Source organism: Bifidobacterium mellis, assembly GCF_000967265.1.
Taxonomy (GTDB): Bacteria; Actinomycetota; Actinomycetes; order Actinomycetales; family Bifidobacteriaceae; genus Bombiscardovia; species Bombiscardovia mellis.
In genome coordinates this window covers 1224480-1241075 of record NZ_KQ033885.1, presented here as the reverse complement: position 1 = coordinate 1241075, position 16596 = coordinate 1224480, and the positions used below count along the sequence as shown (strand labels likewise).

Annotated in this window: 12 protein-coding genes, 1 pseudogene and 1 riboswitch; of the genes and pseudogenes, 8 read left to right on the top strand and 5 right to left on the bottom strand. The window is 61.1% G+C overall.

The features are described from left to right. Positions 1 to 273: 273 nt before the first annotated feature. Positions 274 to 1893 (top strand): chaperonin GroEL, encoded by a 1620-nt coding sequence (groL, locus tag JF70_RS05280; RefSeq protein ID WP_015022107.1) that lies wholly within the window; start codon positions 274 to 276, stop codon positions 1891 to 1893. Between the two features lie 193 nt (positions 1894 to 2086). Here the strand turns inward: groL and JF70_RS05275 are convergent, their stop codons facing one another. Then, positions 2087 to 2380 carry a WXG100 family type VII secretion target gene (locus tag JF70_RS05275; RefSeq protein ID WP_015022106.1) on the bottom strand — a complete coding sequence of 98 codons (294 nt, stop codon included), beginning with the start codon at positions 2378 to 2380 and terminating at the stop codon, positions 2087 to 2089. Positions 2381 to 2569: 189 nt separating this feature from the next. On the opposite strand from JF70_RS05275, the gene JF70_RS05270 reads away from it, so the two are divergent. From JF70_RS05270 to JF70_RS05245, 6 genes and pseudogenes are all read left to right on the top strand, one after another. Continuing rightward, positions 2570 to 3241 (top strand): TPM domain-containing protein, encoded by a 672-nt coding sequence (locus JF70_RS05270; protein ID WP_052690763.1) that lies wholly within the window; start codon positions 2570 to 2572, stop codon positions 3239 to 3241. Positions 3242 to 3245: 4 nt separating this feature from the next. Next, positions 3246 to 4004 carry a response regulator transcription factor gene (locus JF70_RS05265; protein ID WP_029678575.1) on the top strand — a complete coding sequence of 253 codons (759 nt, stop codon included), beginning with the start codon at positions 3246 to 3248 and terminating at the stop codon, positions 4002 to 4004. Next, a complete protein-coding gene (locus tag JF70_RS09230; RefSeq protein WP_052690762.1) occupies positions 3994 to 5913 on the top strand; it encodes a sensor histidine kinase in 1920 nt (639 codons plus the stop codon). The genes JF70_RS05265 and JF70_RS09230 overlap by 11 nt, the downstream gene beginning before the upstream one ends. A gap of 122 nt (positions 5914 to 6035) precedes the next feature. Then, on the top strand, positions 6036 to 6425 hold the full coding sequence (locus JF70_RS05255) for a cold-shock protein (RefSeq protein WP_015022102.1): 390 nt from the start codon (positions 6036 to 6038) through the stop codon (positions 6423 to 6425). A gap of 68 nt (positions 6426 to 6493) precedes the next feature. Continuing rightward, positions 6494 to 7468 (top strand): annotated as a pseudogene (locus tag JF70_RS05250) (DUF3027 domain-containing protein); the annotation flags it as partial. A gap of 131 nt (positions 7469 to 7599) precedes the next feature. Beyond that, on the top strand, positions 7600 to 10248 hold the full coding sequence (locus tag JF70_RS05245) for an ATP-dependent Clp protease ATP-binding subunit (protein WP_045935535.1): 2649 nt from the start codon (positions 7600 to 7602) through the stop codon (positions 10246 to 10248). A gap of 417 nt (positions 10249 to 10665) precedes the next feature. Here JF70_RS05245 and JF70_RS05240 read toward each other — a convergent pair whose 3' ends face one another. The 4 genes from JF70_RS05240 to JF70_RS05225 form a co-directional block, all read right to left on the bottom strand. Beyond that, a complete protein-coding gene (locus tag JF70_RS05240; RefSeq protein WP_231578863.1) occupies positions 10666 to 13110 on the bottom strand; it encodes an energy-coupling factor transporter ATPase in 2445 nt (814 codons plus the stop codon). A 21-nt stretch (positions 13111 to 13131) separates the two neighbouring features. Then, positions 13132 to 13737 (bottom strand): ECF transporter S component, encoded by a 606-nt coding sequence (locus JF70_RS05235; RefSeq protein WP_015022098.1) that lies wholly within the window; start codon positions 13735 to 13737, stop codon positions 13132 to 13134. Positions 13738 to 13742: 5 nt separating this feature from the next. Then, a riboswitch (FMN riboswitch) is annotated at positions 13743 to 13877 on the bottom strand. A 136-nt stretch (positions 13878 to 14013) separates the two neighbouring features. Then, complete coding sequence (locus JF70_RS05230) at positions 14014 to 14787, bottom strand: histidine phosphatase family protein (RefSeq protein ID WP_082069414.1); 774 nt, start codon at positions 14785 to 14787, stop codon at positions 14014 to 14016. 51 nt (positions 14788 to 14838) lie between these two features. After that, a complete protein-coding gene (locus tag JF70_RS05225) occupies positions 14839 to 15618 on the bottom strand; it encodes a nitroreductase family protein (protein WP_045935533.1) in 780 nt (259 codons plus the stop codon). Positions 15619 to 15791: 173 nt separating this feature from the next. On the opposite strand from JF70_RS05225, the gene ppgK reads away from it, so the two are divergent. Then, positions 15792 to 16562 carry a polyphosphate--glucose phosphotransferase gene (ppgK, locus tag JF70_RS05220; protein WP_029678405.1) on the top strand — a complete coding sequence of 257 codons (771 nt, stop codon included), beginning with the start codon at positions 15792 to 15794 and terminating at the stop codon, positions 16560 to 16562. Positions 16563 to 16596 lie beyond the last annotated feature (34 nt).

Sequence of the window (16596 nt, the reverse complement as noted above, 5' to 3'; positions counted from 1 at the left end):
GGTCCTTTTTTATGGCACGTTGCCTATAGCCAGATCTGAGCCAGGACTGCACAGGGTGCGGATTGTTTGTCGGTGCGACCGATATTTCTGGGCAAATATGACATACAGCCTGCAGCGTATTTTCACTTCGGGTTGGCACTCGGCCTCATCGAGTGCTAATCTGCTGAATTAGCACTCGAGGTGCGGGAGTGATAACGCGACAGCTGACGGTCGGGTTCCGTTCCACGCCGACAGTGGGTCATGAAACCTCAAGCCATGACGGAGGAAGCAACAATGGCAAAAATCATCGAGTATGACGAGGAAGCTCGTCAGGGCATGCTTGCCGGCCTGGACAAGCTGGCCGATACAGTTAAGGTCACTCTGGGCCCCAAGGGTCGCAATGTGGTGCTGGATAAGTCCTATGGCGCCCCGACCATCACCAACGATGGCGTCTCCATCGCCAAGGAGATCGACCTGGAGGATCCCTACGAGCGCATCGGCGCCGAGCTGGTCAAGGAAGTCGCCAAGAAGACCGACGACGTCGCCGGAGACGGCACCACCACCGCCACCGTGCTGGCCCAGGCCCTGGTGCATGAGGGTCTGAAGAACGTGGCTGCCGGGTCCAACCCGATCGCCCTGCGCCGCGGCATCGAGAAGGCTGCCGACGCTATCGTCAAGGAGCTCGTGGCCCAGTCCAAGGAAGTCGAGACCAAGGACCAGATCGCTGCCACCGCCACCATCTCCGCAGGCGACCCTGAGATCGGCAATGAGATTGCCGAGGCTCTGGACAAGGTCGGCCAGGATGGTGTGGTCACCGTCGAGGACAACAACCGCTTCGGACTGGACCTGGAGTTCACCGAGGGCATGCGCTTCGACAAGGGCTACATCGCTCCCTACTTCGTCACCAACAACGACGACCAGACCGCTGTTCTGGATGATCCCTACATCCTGCTGACCTCGGGCAAGGTCTCCAGCCAGCAGGACGTGGTCCACATCGCCGAGCTGGTCATGAAGACCGGCAAGCCCCTGCTGATCGTGGCCGAGGATGTGGACGGCGAGGCGCTGCCCACCCTGATCCTCAACAAGATTCGCGGCACCTTCAACTCCTGCGCCGTCAAGGCTCCTGGCTTTGGAGACCGCCGCAAGGCCATGCTGCAGGATATGGCCATTCTGACCGGCGCACAGGTTGTCTCCGATGAGCTTGGTCTCAAGCTGGACTCCATCGACATGAGCGTGCTGGGCACCGCCAAGAAGGTCATCGTCTCCAAGGACGAGACCACCATCGTCTCCGGTGGCGGTTCCAAGGACGAGGTCTCCGCCCGCGTGGGCCAGATCCGCACCGAGATCGAGAACACCGATTCCGACTACGACCGCGAGAAGCTGCAGGAGCGGCTGGCCAAGCTGGCAGGCGGCGTGGCCGTCATCAAGGTCGGCGCAGCCACTGAGGTCGAGGCCAAGGAGCGCAAGCACCGCATCGAGGATGCTGTCCGTAACGCCAAGGCCGCCATCGAAGAGGGTCTGCTGCCCGGAGGCGGCGTGGCTCTGGTTCAGGCCGCTGCCAAGGCCGAGAAGGATGTCAAGCTGGATGGCGACGAATCCACCGGCGCCTCCATCGTCTTCCGCGCCATCGAGGCCCCGATCAAGCAGATTGCCGAGAACAGCGGCGTCTCCGGTGACGTGGTCATCAACAAGGTCCGCTCGCTGCCTGCCGGCCAGGGCTTCAACGCAGCCAACAACGAGTACCAGGACCTGCTGGAGGCCGGCGTGGCCGACCCCGTCAAGGTGACCCGTTCCGCCCTGCAGAACGCTGCCTCCATCGCCGGGCTCTTCCTGACCACCGAGGCTGTCGTGGCCAACAAGCCCGAGCCTCCGGCACCTGCTGCCGCTCAGCCTCAGGGCGACATGGGCTACTGATCCCTTGAGGTTCGGCCGGAATTTCGGCTGAACCGGGTGATTGCCAAAGACAGGGGCCTGCGCACCGGACAATGGTGCGCAGGCCCCTGTCTCTGTTATGTTCTGCCTTTCCATGTGCCTGTCAGGTCTGGATCCGATACGTCATGAATACCCTGTGGTTGTATGGCTTTGAGCTGCCTCATCATCCAGGCGTTCAGGCTCCGGCGAAGAGGCGGGTGGCCTGGGCCTCGGTGTCTGCATAGAGAGCCGAGGCCTGTGTCAGGGCCGCCTGGATGCCTTCAAGCGCCTGCTCCATCTGGGCCTGCGAGGCACGCCACTGCTGGGCCACTGTGGCGAATTGGCTGGCTGCCGAACCCTGCCAGACGCTTTGCAGATTGTCCAGATTGGTGTACATTCCCGCCACGGCATCTCTGATGGCCCCTATCGAGCCGCTGACCGCGCCGGAGGCAGTCTGTATCTGATCCGAATCAACTTGGAACCGTGTCATGGTTGTCCTTTCCGTGAATGGCGGTGATGGTGGGGGAGTCCAAGGCCGTCAACCGCTACTGTGGACACTATGACAGTGTTCACGCAGTTGCCCCGTCCACGGACCCATGTGGTCGAACGAGTTCCCCTCCACAAGACGGGTCTGTTCCGTCTTTCGACAGTGAGGCGGGTTCTGTCTCTTCTGCTTTTGATGGTTTTGGCGGTCGGCGCTCTTGGACCGACCAGTGCTTTTGCCGATGAACCTCAGACCGGGGCCGGAACCATGACCGATACAATCACCGATCCGCAGAATCTGCTGGGTTCTGATGTGGGCTCCGTCAAGGATGCAATCAAGGAGACTGCAGAGCAAACCGGAGTATCGGTCCGACTGCTCTACCTGCCGCATTTCTATGAGGGCGTCAAGCCGGAGACCTGGGCATCCCGGGTGCTCGAATCGATGAAGCCCGCCCACGACACAGTCATGCTGGCCGTGGCCTCCCAGGACGGCAAATTGGTCGTGGCGGTCTCCAGCAACTCGCAGGCCTGGCTCAAGGATCAAACCAGCGTGGACCAGCTCTCACAGGCTGCTCTGGAGCCGGTCACCAAGGGTCGGAACCCTGACTGGGTGGGCTCGGCCAAGGCCATGATGACCCAGGTGGAGACCCTGAACCAAAACCAACGACATCACCGAATCATGATCATCGCTCTTTCGGCGACGGCTGTGGTCCTGGTCATTCTGGCCGTGGTCGTTGTGATCTGGTGGCGTCGCAGCAGCCGAGCCGGGGCTCATCATCGCAAGTCCAGCCTTGCGAAGAAGAAATCACGTCCGACAGAGACGATCAGCGAACTTTCAGACAATACCCAGAAAGAGGCGGCAAGCTGAAGTCATGAGCAAACCGACGCAAGCACAACTGGTCGTGGTCGACGACGAACCGTCCATCAGGGATCTGCTGGTGGCCTCCCTGCACTTCGCAGGCTTTGCTGTCGAGACCGCGGCATCCGGCTCCGAGGCCATTCAGGTTATCGAGCGCGTCCAGCCTGATCTGATTGTCTTGGATGTCATGCTGCCTGACATCGATGGGTTCACGGTCACCTCCCGCATCCGTCAGGAGGGAATCGATGCGCCGGTGCTCTTCCTGACCGCCAGGGACGACACCCAGGACAAGGTCATGGGGTTGACCGTAGGCGGCGACGATTATGTGACCAAGCCTTTCAGCCTGGAGGAGGTCGTGGCCAGGATCAAGGCCATACTGCGCAGGACCCGCGAGCACCAGGAGGACGACCCGATCATCCGCGTGGGCGATCTGGAGATCAACGAGGATTCCCACGACGTCACCAGGGCCGGCCGACCCATCGACCTGAGCCCGACCGAATACAAGCTGCTGCGCTACCTGATGGACAACGAGGGTCGTGTGCTCAGCAAGGCCCAGATCCTGGACCACGTCTGGCAATACGACTGGGGCGGCGATGCAGCCATTGTGGAATCCTACATCTCCTACCTGCGCAAGAAAGTGGATGGCATCACCGTCAGCGACGGACACGGCGGGGAGCACAAGGTCACACCGCTGATCGAGACCAAGCGGGGCATCGGCTACATGATCCGGGCACCCAGGCAGAACGCATCGGACGGCGGCGATGGCGACTAGTCGCCAGGATCCGGCCCCCAAGACAGAACCGTCGGCCGCTCCCGACCCGAGGGCGGCTGAAAGGTCCGGATCCTTCATGGGTTCGGACTCCGGCAAGGCAGCCGGCTCCGGCAAGCCGAGGGGTCGCTCTTTGCCCAGGTCGCCTCTGGCTGCCATTCCCCTAAGTACCAAACTTGTGGCCAGCATGCTCATCCTGCTCATCGTGGGCACGGTGGGCGTCTCCGTAGCCATCTGCCAGATGGCCGACGACTATCTGATGAAGCGTACGGACACGCAATTGATCCGCCAGGCCAACCTGGGAATTCGCAACGCCACCCTTCTTCGCCAGGAGGATCTGAGCAAGAACGGCCTGGGCCCAACCGACTACTTCCTGCAGATCCGCGACAACGACCTGCACATCATTTCGGACGATCTGAACCCCATGCAGGTCAACGGGGTCATCTCCCGCCCGCGCCTTCCAACCGACGGCAGCCTGGGCTCGATACCCCTGGGCCAGCCGACCACGGTACCGGCCTACGTGCGCATCTCCAAGCAGGCCTCGCCCGACCGGGACACCATGAAGCGGGCCCGGGCCTCCTGGCGTGTTGTGGCCATGCAGTGGAAGCTGCGCAACGAACTGGACGATTCCGAAATCAGCGGCGTGCTCTTCATCGGCCTGTCCATGAGCGACCAGGACGAGGCTGTGCATGATCTGACGGCTTTCTGCATGATCATTTCCGTCGTGGTGGTTCTTTTGGGCGGAGTCATCTCGGTCCTGCTGATCCAGTCCACCCTGGTTCCCCTCAAACGCATCGAGAAGACCGCTGCAAAGATAGCGGCCGGCGACCTTTCCCAACGCATTCCCAGCTTCCCGGAGAATACCGAGGTGGGCTCCCTGGCGGCATCCCTCAATGCCATGCTGGCGCGAATCGAGCATTCCTTCGAGGAGCAGCGCCAGACCACTGAAAAGATGAAACAGTTCGTTTCGGATGCCAGCCATGAGCTGCGTACCCCACTGGCAGCCATCCACGGCTATGCAGAGCTTTACAGGATGCAGCGCGACTATCCAGGGGCTCTTGAGCGTGCCGACAAGTCCATCCAGCACATCGAGGACTCTTCCACCAGGATGACGGTCCTGGTCACGGATCTGCTCTCGCTTGCACGCCTGGATGAGGGCAGGGGGATTGACCCGACCCTGTCAGTCGATCTGACTGGACTGGTTCGAGACGGGGTGGACGACCTGCATGCCCTGGATCTGGGAAGAGAAGTGGCTACGGGAAAGGTTTGCCTGCACACCGAGGATCAGCCAGCCCCCCAGGAGGTCCCGGTCGCAGCCAACAAGGGTCTGCCGGGCCTCAAGGCACGCAGCAAGGAGAAAATCACGGTGGGCGGGCACCTGGGTCCATCCGTCAGCCTGGACATTCAGGAGGGCCCCCTGCCCCCGGTACAGGTGACTGGCGACCCCAGCCGCCTGCGTCAGGTGATCACCAATATCGTGGGCAATATCCACCGCTACACTCCGTCTGATTCGCCGGTTCAAGTGGGATTGGGCCTGGTCAAGGCGACCATTGCTCCAGCGGATCTGACCAGGCTGGAGGCCACCGAATCCTCTCTGGGACACCTGACCGAGGCGATCCAGGTGGCGGAGAACAGCCATGTGGGCACTGACTACGCCATCATCCGGGTGGTCGACCACGGGCCAGGTGTCCCGGAGGAATCCAGGTCCAGGCTCTTCGAGCGCTTCTACACAGCCGATCCGTCCAGGGCTCGGGAGAAGGGCGGCACGGGGCTGGGCCTAGCTATCGTCCAGTCCATTGTCAAGGCTCATCAGGGGTTCATCTGCGCCTCTCCGACCCCGGGAGGCGGTTTGACCTTCACCATCGTCATACCCCAGGGCGTCAGGCGGGATCAGGGGGGAGCTGAGGGTTAGGCCAATCCTGCCACCAACCGCCCCGTACGCCTATGACAAGATGGGTCGTCCTGCCCGTCCTGTTCAGGTAAACTGATTTCGGATATACCTGTTCAAGAAGCAACGTAAGGAAGTGGCAGAGCATGCCCAGCGGGAGAGTACGGTGGTACGACGCCAAGCGGGGGTTCGGGTTCATCACGGATGAACAAGGTGGGGATGTCTTCCTGCCCTCATCAGCCCTGCCCGCTGGTGTATCCACCATACGCAAGGGATCCCGGGTGGAGTTCTCGGTGGCTGAGGGCCGCAAGGGCCCCCAGGCCCTGGATCTGAAGCTGGTGGGGCCGACCCCCTCCATTCTGCGCGCCAAGCGACCCGATCCGGACGATATGGCCGCCATCGTGGAGGATTTGATCAAGCTGCTGGACTCGGCTGGCAATGGCCTGCGTCGGCACCACTATCCGGGTCGGGCCGAATCCGCCAAGCTGGCCACCCTCCTGAGGGCTGTGGCAGATGACTTTGACGTGCCGGACTGAGTGGACGGCGAGAAGAATCCGACGTGGATCGGTCTTGTCCGATCCCACTGATGATGAAGGTGTGATAGATGGTTCAAGAGGACCTGGATCCTGAGGAACTGGCCAGGCGGGTGGCTCTGAGCGTGGCTGCCGACAGCGATGAGGTCGGTGCGCTGGTCGGCCGTACCCTGATCGGGGATGGAGTCTGGGACTACCGGTTCGCCTCGGCCATCAAGGGCTATGAGGGCTGGCAGTGGTCGGTCACTCTTTACCGTGATGAGGATGCCGATACCTGGACTGTGGATGAATCCTCTCTGGTGCCCACCGATGCGGCCCTGCAGCCCCCGGCATGGGTTCCTTGGAAGGATCGTCTGCTGCCCTCGGATCTGAGCGTGACCGATGCCATGGGAACCGACCCCGACGACCCCAGGCTGACGGGCGGATACAAGCCTGTGCAGGCTAAGCCTCAGAATTCTGAAGTACAGCAGACCCCAGGGGACAATGAAGAAGGCCAGAAAGCATTAACCTCGGCGGAGACTGACGGCTCTGATCAGCAGACCGACGGTGCGGTCTTCCGCCTGGTGGACCGCTCGGGTGACGAAAAAGACGTTCATGAGCAGGAAGCGGATGATCAGGTTTCCTTCGGCGCACAGACCTCCTCCGACGACCTGGACGAGGCCGTCGATCGCTTCGCTCTGACCCGTCGGCACCTGATGACCCCTGAGGCCAGATCCGCCACTGCCAAGCGCTGGTACGAGGGGCAGCACGGTCCCAAGTCCCTGTCGACCCGGACGGCCAAGGGCAAGGTCTGCGAGACCTGCGGCTTCATGATTCCCCTGGCAGGCGATCTGGGTACCATGTTCGGCGTCTGTGCCAACCGTTGGAGCCCGGACGACGGGCGCGTGGTCTCCCTGGATCACGGCTGCGGCGAGCATTCCGAGATCGAGCCCCAGGAGGAGTCCCATCTCTGGGTACAGTCCCAGCCGGCCTATGACGATCTTCATATCGATGTGGTCAGGCAGAAGCCACGGGAGGAGCGTCCTGAGGTGGAACTCATGGAGCAGATGCAGTCGGAAGACGGCTCAGAGGACTGATTCCAGGCCTCGTTGCGTTCAGAGCGCAATCACCGGCGGGCCGAGAATAAACGTCACCGTAAATCTGTAGAGTGAATTACGGATCAAAGGGAAGGACAAGTATGTTCGAACGGTTTACCGACCGTGCGCGGCGGGTGATTGTGCTGGCGCAGGAAGAGGCCCGCACCCTGCAGCACAATTACATCGGCACCGAGCACCTCCTCCTGGGCCTGATCAGGGAGGGTGACGGTGTCGCCGCCAAGGCCCTGGCCTCCAAGGGCGTGGAACTGGATGCCACCCGCAAGCAGGTCGAGGAGATGATCGGTAAGGGCAATGCGGTTCCCAATGGGCACATCCCATTCACGCCGCACGCCCGTCAGGTCCTTGAGCTGTCGCTGCGCGAGGCGCTTCAGCTGGGTCACTCTTACATTGGCACTGAGCACATTCTGCTGGGACTCATCCGCGAGGGTGAGGGCGTCGGCACCCAGGTGCTGATCAAGATGGGTGTGGACCTGGGCGATCTGCGGACCGCCACGATTGACATGATTCGCGGCAACCATGAGGGTGGCGATGCCGGCAAGGGCGATCTTGCCAATGCCGGCGGCGTTGCCAACAAGGGCGGACAGACCGGTTCGGCCATTCTGGACCAGTTCGGCAGGAACCTGACCCAGGAAGCCGCTGAGGGCAAGCTGGACCCGGTCATCGGCCGGGCCAACGAGATCGAGCGGGTCATGGTCGTCCTTTCCAGGAGGACCAAGAACAACCCTGTGCTGATCGGTGAGCCCGGCGTGGGCAAGACCGCCGTGGTCGAGGGCCTGGCCCAGAAGATCCATAACGGCGATGTCCCCGAGACCCTCAAGGGCAAGCAGGTCTACTCGCTGGATCTGGGCTCCATGGTGGCCGGTTCACGCTACCGGGGCGACTTCGAGGAGCGTCTGAAGAAGGTGCTCAAGGAGATCAAGACCCGCGGCGACATAATTCTCTTCATCGATGAGATTCACACCATCGTCGGCGCAGGTTCGGCGGATGGGGCCCTCGGTGCCTCTGACATGCTCAAGCCCCTGCTGGCCCGCGGCGAGCTGCAGACCATCGGAGCGACCACTACCGACGAGTACCGTAAGTACATCGAGAAGGATGCGGCCCTGGAGCGGCGCTTCCAGCCCATCCAGGTCTCCGAGCCCACCATCGCCCAGACCATCGAGATCCTCAAGGGTCTGCGCGGCCGCTACGAGCATCACCACCACGTCACGATCACTGACAAGGCCCTGCAGTCGGCGGCCGAGCTCTCTGCGCGTTACATTCAGGACAGGAACCTGCCTGACAAGGCTATCGACCTGATTGATGAGGCCGGCGCACGTCTGCGCATCAAGCGGCTGACCGCCCCGCCGGAGCTCAAGGAGCTGGATGCCAAGGTGGATCGCATCTCCGCCCAGAAGGACCAGGCCATCAAGGACCAGGACTTCGAGAAGGCCGCTCAGCTGCGCGACAGCCAGGAGAAGCTGGAGGCCGAGCGCAAGGAGAAGGAACAGGCCTGGCACGAGGGCGAATCCGACGTCAAGATGGTTGTCGACGAGGATGTGATCGCCGAGGTGGTCTCTTCGACCACCGGAATCCCGGTCTTCAAGCTGACCCAGGCCGAGTCCAAGAAGCTCCTGGGCATGGAGAAGGAGCTGCACAAGCGGATCATCGGCCAGGATGAGGCTGTCTCCGCCCTGTCCCGCTCCATCCGCCGTACCCGTGTGGGCCTCAAGGATCCCAAGCGTCCCGCAGGTTCATTCATCTTCGCCGGGCCCACCGGCGTGGGCAAGACCGAGCTGGCCAAGGCTCTGGCCCAGTTCCTCTTTGACGACGAGAATGCCCTGATTCGGGTGGATATGTCCGAGTTCTCGGAAAAGTACTCCACCTCTCGTCTCTTCGGTGCCCCTCCGGGGTACGTGGGATACGAAGAGGGCGGCGAGCTCACCGAGAAGGTCAGGCGCAAGCCGTTCTCCGTGGTCCTCTTCGACGAGATCGAGAAGGCTCATCCGGACATCTTCAACACCCTTCTGCAGGTGCTGGACGACGGCCACCTGACCGATGGGCAGGGTCGCATGGTGGACTTCAAGAACACCATCATCATCCTGACCACCAACCTGGGAACCCGTGACATCGCCAAGGCGGCCAACACCGGCTTCAACGTGAGCGGCAACACCGAAACCTCCTATCAGCGGATGAAGGACCAGGTGACCAGTGAGCTCAAGCAGCAGTTCAGGCCCGAGTTCCTGAACCGCCTGGATGACATCATCGTCTTCCAGCAGCTGACCGAGCCCCAGGTCCGGCAGATTGTCGATCTGGACATCGCTCAGCTCAACGACCGTCTCTTCGAGCGCCACATGTCCCTGGATTTGACCGACAAGGCCAAGGATCTGCTGGCCGAGAAGGGCTTCGATCCGCTCCTGGGTGCCCGGCCCCTGCGCCGTGTCATCCAGCGGGATATCGAGGATGCCGTCTCCGAGAAGATCCTCATGGGCGACCTTACGGACAATGAGTCCGTCCAGGTCGATGCCGAAGGCGAGGGCATCCTGGGTGAGTTCACCTTCACAGGAAAGCCCTTCGAGGGACCCCGGCATGCGGCCAGCTCCGCTGATAAACAGGACCAGAAGTCTGAACTGGTGGGAGCTTCGGTGAGCTCTTCCGACGCTGATGTTCCGCCAGCAGGCGAGGCCGACAGCCAGAGCCAGGATGGTCAAGGTTCTGAGCAGTCCGCTCAGAGTTCGCCTGCCAGTGACTGAGATAAGGGTTGAGGCCCGACGCAGCTGACTGAAGAGGGGTTGGGGCACATTACAGTGCTCCAACCCCTCTTATTCTGTGCTGCCGGGGATTTGCGTCGATCTCTGTAATGCAGTTTCTGAAACGTCACTTGGAATCCATGGCTTCTATTGGCAGTGTGAGCTCGGCATTTGCTTTTGCTTGCGAGTCCATCGAATGGTTCGATCATTCTCTCATATCAGGCTTAAGGCAGCGATGGAATTGGCAGGTAATTGACATCAGTGTTTGCCAGGTCAGCATTCCATGCATAACGGTTCGTTTACCCCAAACGGCCGGCGACTCAGGCAGTTGCGTGGTGAAGAACTCAGGCCAGGCGTGGAAGAAGGCCTTGTTGACCTTGAAGGAACAAGGAACCTAAATGCTTGACGTAGCCGGACCCCTCAGAACAGGGGATGCAGCAGCAGGGCCAACAGATAAAGGGCCATGAGAGCAATGAACAGGATGTCCATCCTGCCCAGTTGCAGCAATCGGTAGTGGGTGCGCTGTTGACGGCTGCCCTCATAGCATCGGGCATCCAAGGCCCGGCTCAGATTGTCAGCGTGGCGCAGAGCTCCGGCGAAGACGGGAACCGTGATGGCTATGGCCGCATGCAGGCGTTGCGAGAGCGAGCCGGACTCGATGGATCCGCCACGGGCTGACTGGGCTTCCACGATGGCCTGAACCTCACGTCCCAGTGTGGGGATGAAGCGCAGAGCCAGTGAGAGGACCAGGGCTATCTCATTGGTGTGGATGCCCAGCCTGGACAGTGGACTCAGCAGCGATTCACAGGCATCGGTCATCTGCGTTGGGGTGGTGGTCTCCACTAGGAGCGCGCCCAGAAAGATGATCAGCATGAAGCGGCAGGCATAGAGCACAGCCACCCAGATGCCACCGGTGGTCAGCACGAATGGACCCCAGGCAGCCAGTCTACGGCCGGTCTGGGTGACCAGAAGATTGAATACGGCCAGTAGAAGCATGAGGATCAGAAAGCCCTTGACTGATTTCATAATGGAACGAAGTGGGGCTCGGGCGGCGGCAAAGAGGCCGATAGTAACCACCAGCGCCAGAACAAGCTGCGCAGGCGTGGAAATGGCGAAAGCGGTGAACATGGCTAGGAGGAAGGTCACCAGCTTGGCTCGCGGGTCCAGCCTTGCCAGCAAGGATAAGGGTTTCTGGTCGGCTTGGGTGCGATCCGCTTTCCTGCCTGAAGTTTCTTTGCCAGCGGCCTCCTTCTCCGCTGCGTCTGTGGCGAGCAGCTGATGGTAGCGCTCCACGACTTTGGCAGTAGGCCCATAGGCTAGCGTTTCTCCATGCTCCAGGAGCAGGGTCTGGTCGGCCAGGTCCAGGGCCTCGCGATCGGCGTGGGTGCTCATGACGATGGTGACGCCGCGCTGATGGAGCACCCGAAGCAATGCCATAATTCGTACGCAGGCCTGGGGGTCGAGACTGGCGGTGGCTTCGTCCAAAACCAGCAGTTGCGGGCTGCAGGCCACGACGCCGGCGATGGCCACCAGGCGCCGCTGACCCCCCGAGAGGTCGAAGGGGGAGCGGTCGGCCAGGTCACTGATGCCCAGAAGCTTCATGGCCTCATCCACCCGCTGCTGCACCTGTTCGGGCCCATAGCCCAGGTTGTGCGGACCATAGGCGATGTCCTGGGCAACGGTGTCCGCAAAAAGCTGATGTTCGGGGTATTGCATGACATAGCCGACCCTTTGGCGCAGAAGCTTCAGATTCCGTCGTCGCAGATGCTTGGCCTTGGGCCGGTCGGGCCCGGCCAGGGGCAGGCCGGCCACCTGGATGGATCCGCTGTCTGGGGTGGCCAGGGCGCAGATGAGCCTGGCCAGGGTGGACTTGCCGGATCCATTGCGCCCGATGATGGCTAGGGTCTGTCCTGCCGCCAGCTCCAGATTCACTTGGCTGAGGGCTTTGCTCCCGGAATCCGGAAAACTGTAAGAGACATCAGACAACTTGACCATGGGGAGAGCGTGGTCATCGACCGGGGTCTTCGCATCCGTGTCTGATACCTTGCTTTGGGTCAGCGGATTTGGGTCAGGTTCGCCGACAAGGGCTGGCAGATCCTGCCTGTTCAGGATCTGGTTCGGACTTCCGGAGGCCACGATGCGCCCATGGTCAAGTACCAGGACCCGATCGGCCTGTCTGGCCTGTTCGAGCAGGTGGGTGATGTGCACGACAGCCGTGCCCTGGGTCGTCAGCCGGCAGAGGATTGATTGAATCTCCTGTCGACCGGCCGCGTCGAGCATGGCACCAGGTTCGTCCAGCACCATCATGCCTGGATTCATGGCCAGGCCGCCGGCCAGGGCCAGTCGTTGTTGCTGTCCGCCCGACATGCGGGTGGGATCATCATTCATCCGCGTCTGCAAGTCGACCTGTTTCAGGGCCGCTGGCACACAGGAGAGCATCTTCTGGCGGGGTATGCCCAGATTCTCGGGTCCGAAAGCCACGTCGTCCTGGACGACGGTGGTCACGATCTGGTCCTCAGGGCTCTGAAAGACCATGCCGATGCTCCGCCGTGCCTGTCGGTAGGCCTCAGTGTCGATCTGTCGGCCCTGATCCGGGGTGTCGGAGCAGACCGCTCGGCCCATAAGCTCGACCTGGCCGTGGTCAGGTGCCGTCGCACCCGAGAGGATGCTTCCCAGCGTGGATTTGCCGGAACCATTTGCTCCCAGGATGCATAGATGCTCGCCTGCATGCACCTCCATGGAAAGATGGTCCAGGGCCCAGGTCTGGCCTTCGTCATAGGAGAAAGAGACCTGGTTGAGTCGGGCGACGGTTGCCTTCGAATCCGCTGAATCGGAGCCTGTGGATTGGGTCATGGATGCTGCCATGACGTTCCGAACCGCCGTGGCCTACTTGTTGATCAGCGTGGAGATGGGCTTGTAGATCAGGAAAGTGACCACGCCGTGGATGGCGAACTTCATCAGGTTGAAGGGCAGAAGGATCGGCACGATCATGGCAATCACCTTGGCCATGGACATGTGCGCGTAGAAGGGGGTGATCACCACGTTGCACAGTATGGCTGCGATCACGCCCAGAACAGCGCCGGAGACGATCCCGATGACCGCTCCTTTACGGCTGTGCATCCTCCGGTAGACCAAGGCCGCCGGCACGCTCAGAGCCAGGGCCACGATCATCGAGATCAGAGCACCGAAGGGGTTGGTGAACAGGTGCGGGACGAATCCCAGGATGGAGATGATGGCGGCAGCCGCTGGGCCGAAGGCGAAGCCGCATACCAGGACGACGATGCCCGAGGGGTCATATTTGAGCCAGGGTGCGGCAGGAAAGATCGGGAAGGAGAAGAAGCTCAGAACCATGGCCAGGGCTACGAAGAGCGCGTAGACTGCAATCCGCTTGGTCGACCAGCGTCCTGAACCACCTGCACCTGTGGAGTGGACATCGTTGAAGCGCGTGTCCTTGTTTGTAGTGGTGTGCGAATGAGAATTGGGCATGCTCATAGAGGGCCTCGTTTCTTCCATCCGGACTGTAACCGTTGGCTTCGGATTTTGACCGATATCCACCGCTTGCGCGGGTCGCGGGCTCCCGGCATTCAGCCGGATACCGCCAGTAAGGACTTTCACCTTCCCTGAAACTGACGATTTCAATATAGCTGCGGTCCTTGGAATGGTCAATTCCCTCTTGCTGCTGGTGCATTTTCAAGACAAGCAGGAAGGCAATAAAACCGCTAAAATCCAACAGCCGGAGAAGTGCGGCGCGCTTGAACGTTCTGCCTGCTACTTGTCCTGGCTGCCTGCCTGGAAGTATTCCATGGAGCTGACCGGGCCCGCCAGGCGGAAGCCGTCATCCCCATAAATCACCTTGGTGACTGCGGTGTTGTCCATGTCGGGAATGGGGCAGTGGTCGTCGATGGCCACCAGGAACTGTTGCAGGCACATGCCCGAGGAGACCACCAGGACAGGTCCGCCTCCCTCTTCGATGGCAGACCGGGCGATGCGCGTCAGCGCGCCGATCATTCTGCCGCGGACCTGGGCCGTGGTCTCAGCCCGGTCCTCTTTCTCCAGTCCGGCGGACAGGACGTCCTGGGTATCCAGCCGGTGGAAAGTGTCCTGCATATGGACGGGGATGTCCCTGCCGTAGGTTGCCTTGGCCGCGGCAAAGTCCTTGAAACCCATGGCGGCGCAGACCTGGTTCAGAGTGGTGGGCTCGTCCCGGCCCTCGAAACTGCCGAAATTGTCCTCGCGCAGATCGGGGTCCACCCCCACCCGCAGGTCACCATTGCCGGACATGTCAAGGGCCAGGCGGGCCGTTTCATACTGTCGGCTCAGATCGCTACTCCAGGCTGCCCGGAAACGAATGGGTCGCAGTCCCCGGCCGAACTGACGCACATCCTCGCGACCTTGCCTGGTCAGGGGAAAATCGGACCAGCCCTGCATCAGATGCATGACGTTGGCCGTCGTTCTGCCGTGCCGGGTCAGGTACAGGGTTGTCGAACCCGCTTCAGTGCTCGGTTCGGCGACGGATTGTGATGAAGATGCTCCATTGTTCATAGTTCATCACCCTACACGGCCCCTTGCCGGGTCACTGGGATACCGCTACGGTCAGGACCTGATGAAACGGCCTCCATCGCCCCAGGTCCATGTGCCGCCCCCGGCCCCGATCTGGAAGTTCATTTTGGCTATGCCCAGGTCGACTGCGGACCTGTAGGAAACCGAGGGGTCCAGGGTGGCGATCGCATCGCCTGTGTCCTTGTCCCAGGCGAAAAGCACCGGCTGTCCGTTCATGGCCGAAGGAGCCTTGGCGGCGGCAGCCACGCCGGCCTTGAACCATTCCGGTGCATCCTGGCGGTCCTGTGCGCTCATGGCTGAGGTCAACTCCTCATAACTCTTGGAGGTTCGATGCTCGCTCTGACGTTGGCAAAGCTTGTCGAAGTCCTGGTTGCCGTAGCCGACCTGGTCGGCCGGATAGCCGATGGTGACCACCAGATAGAGCGACTGGCTGGGGGTGATCCGGCAGTGGCGCTCGGCAGCCTGACGGTCCCAGCTGCCCGACACCCATCCTGTCCCCAGTCCATACAGCGTGGCGGCAAGAACCATGCGCTCGCCATAAAAGCCGGCTTTTTCCAGGCTCTCCTGATCATCCTTGGGTCCGACCAGGGCAAGGTAGTTGGCCGCATTGGCCAGGTGGCCGGAAGCGTTGTCGGTCGCGAAGGCGTCCGGTTTGCCTAGGACCAGTTGCATGTCCAGACCGCTGAGCGTATTCAGAGCGTTCAAGGTGCTGCCGAGCTGTCTGGCGAGGTCGGGATCGATAGGCTTAGGATCGTATTCTCTGGTAGTGATGCGCACGTTAACTGCATCAATGAGCTGTGTGTGTTCGGTCATAGCCTTATTATTCCACTCAATTCTTCTTCCTGCAGTTTGTAGCACAGTGCCAGCGAAACAGCCTGACCCTCTTCCGGCTCATGCCGCTCCTACGAGTTGCAGAGGCATGGCTTGGGGTACAATCGCTACCGTGCCGGTTCGGACCCTCATCTTTGATCAGCTAAGGAGCAGCAATGATTGAAACAGCGCAGGCTTTCGGAGTGGATATTGGTGGATCCGGCATTAAGGCTGCCCCTGTTGACTTGACGATCGGCGATTTTGCAGAGCCTCGCAAAAAAATTCTGACTCCGGAACATTCCACGCCAGAGGCTGTGGGGGCTGTTGTCAAGGAGCTCTTGGATCGTTTTGAAGTTCCGTCGGATGTGCCTGTGGGCATCGCCTTCCCGGCCCCTGTCAAGCCTGACAAGCCGCTGGATTTCATGGCCAACCTGGACCAGGCCTGGGTCGGTACTAATGTCCAAGAGGTTCTTTCCAAGGCCTGCGGTAGACCCGTCAGCGTTGTCAACGACGCGGATGCGGCCGGGCTTGCCGAGGTGCAGTACGGGGCTGCCAAGGGCCAGAAGGGTCTGGTCATCGCCACCACACTGGGCACTGGCATCGGCACGGCACTGATATATAACGGCGTTCTGATTCCCAACAGCGAGCTGGGCCATCTGACGCTGGACGGCAAGGACGCAGAGAAGTACGCAGCATCATCGGTGCGTGACCGCAAGAAGCTGAGCTATAAGAAGTGGGCCAATCGTCTGACCAAGTACTACCGCTTGCTTGAGCACTACTTCAACCCTGACTTCTTCGTTGTCGGTGGCGGAGTCAGCAGGATGAGCGAGAAGTTCCTGCCCCACATCGACATCAAGACCCCCATTGTGGCTGCCAAGCTGCGCAACCAGGCCGGTATCGTGGGTGCCGCTTATCTGGCTGACCTCCGGCAAAAGCATCTGGGGTGAAGCAGAGCGTTTTCTGCGACCAATCTACATGAGG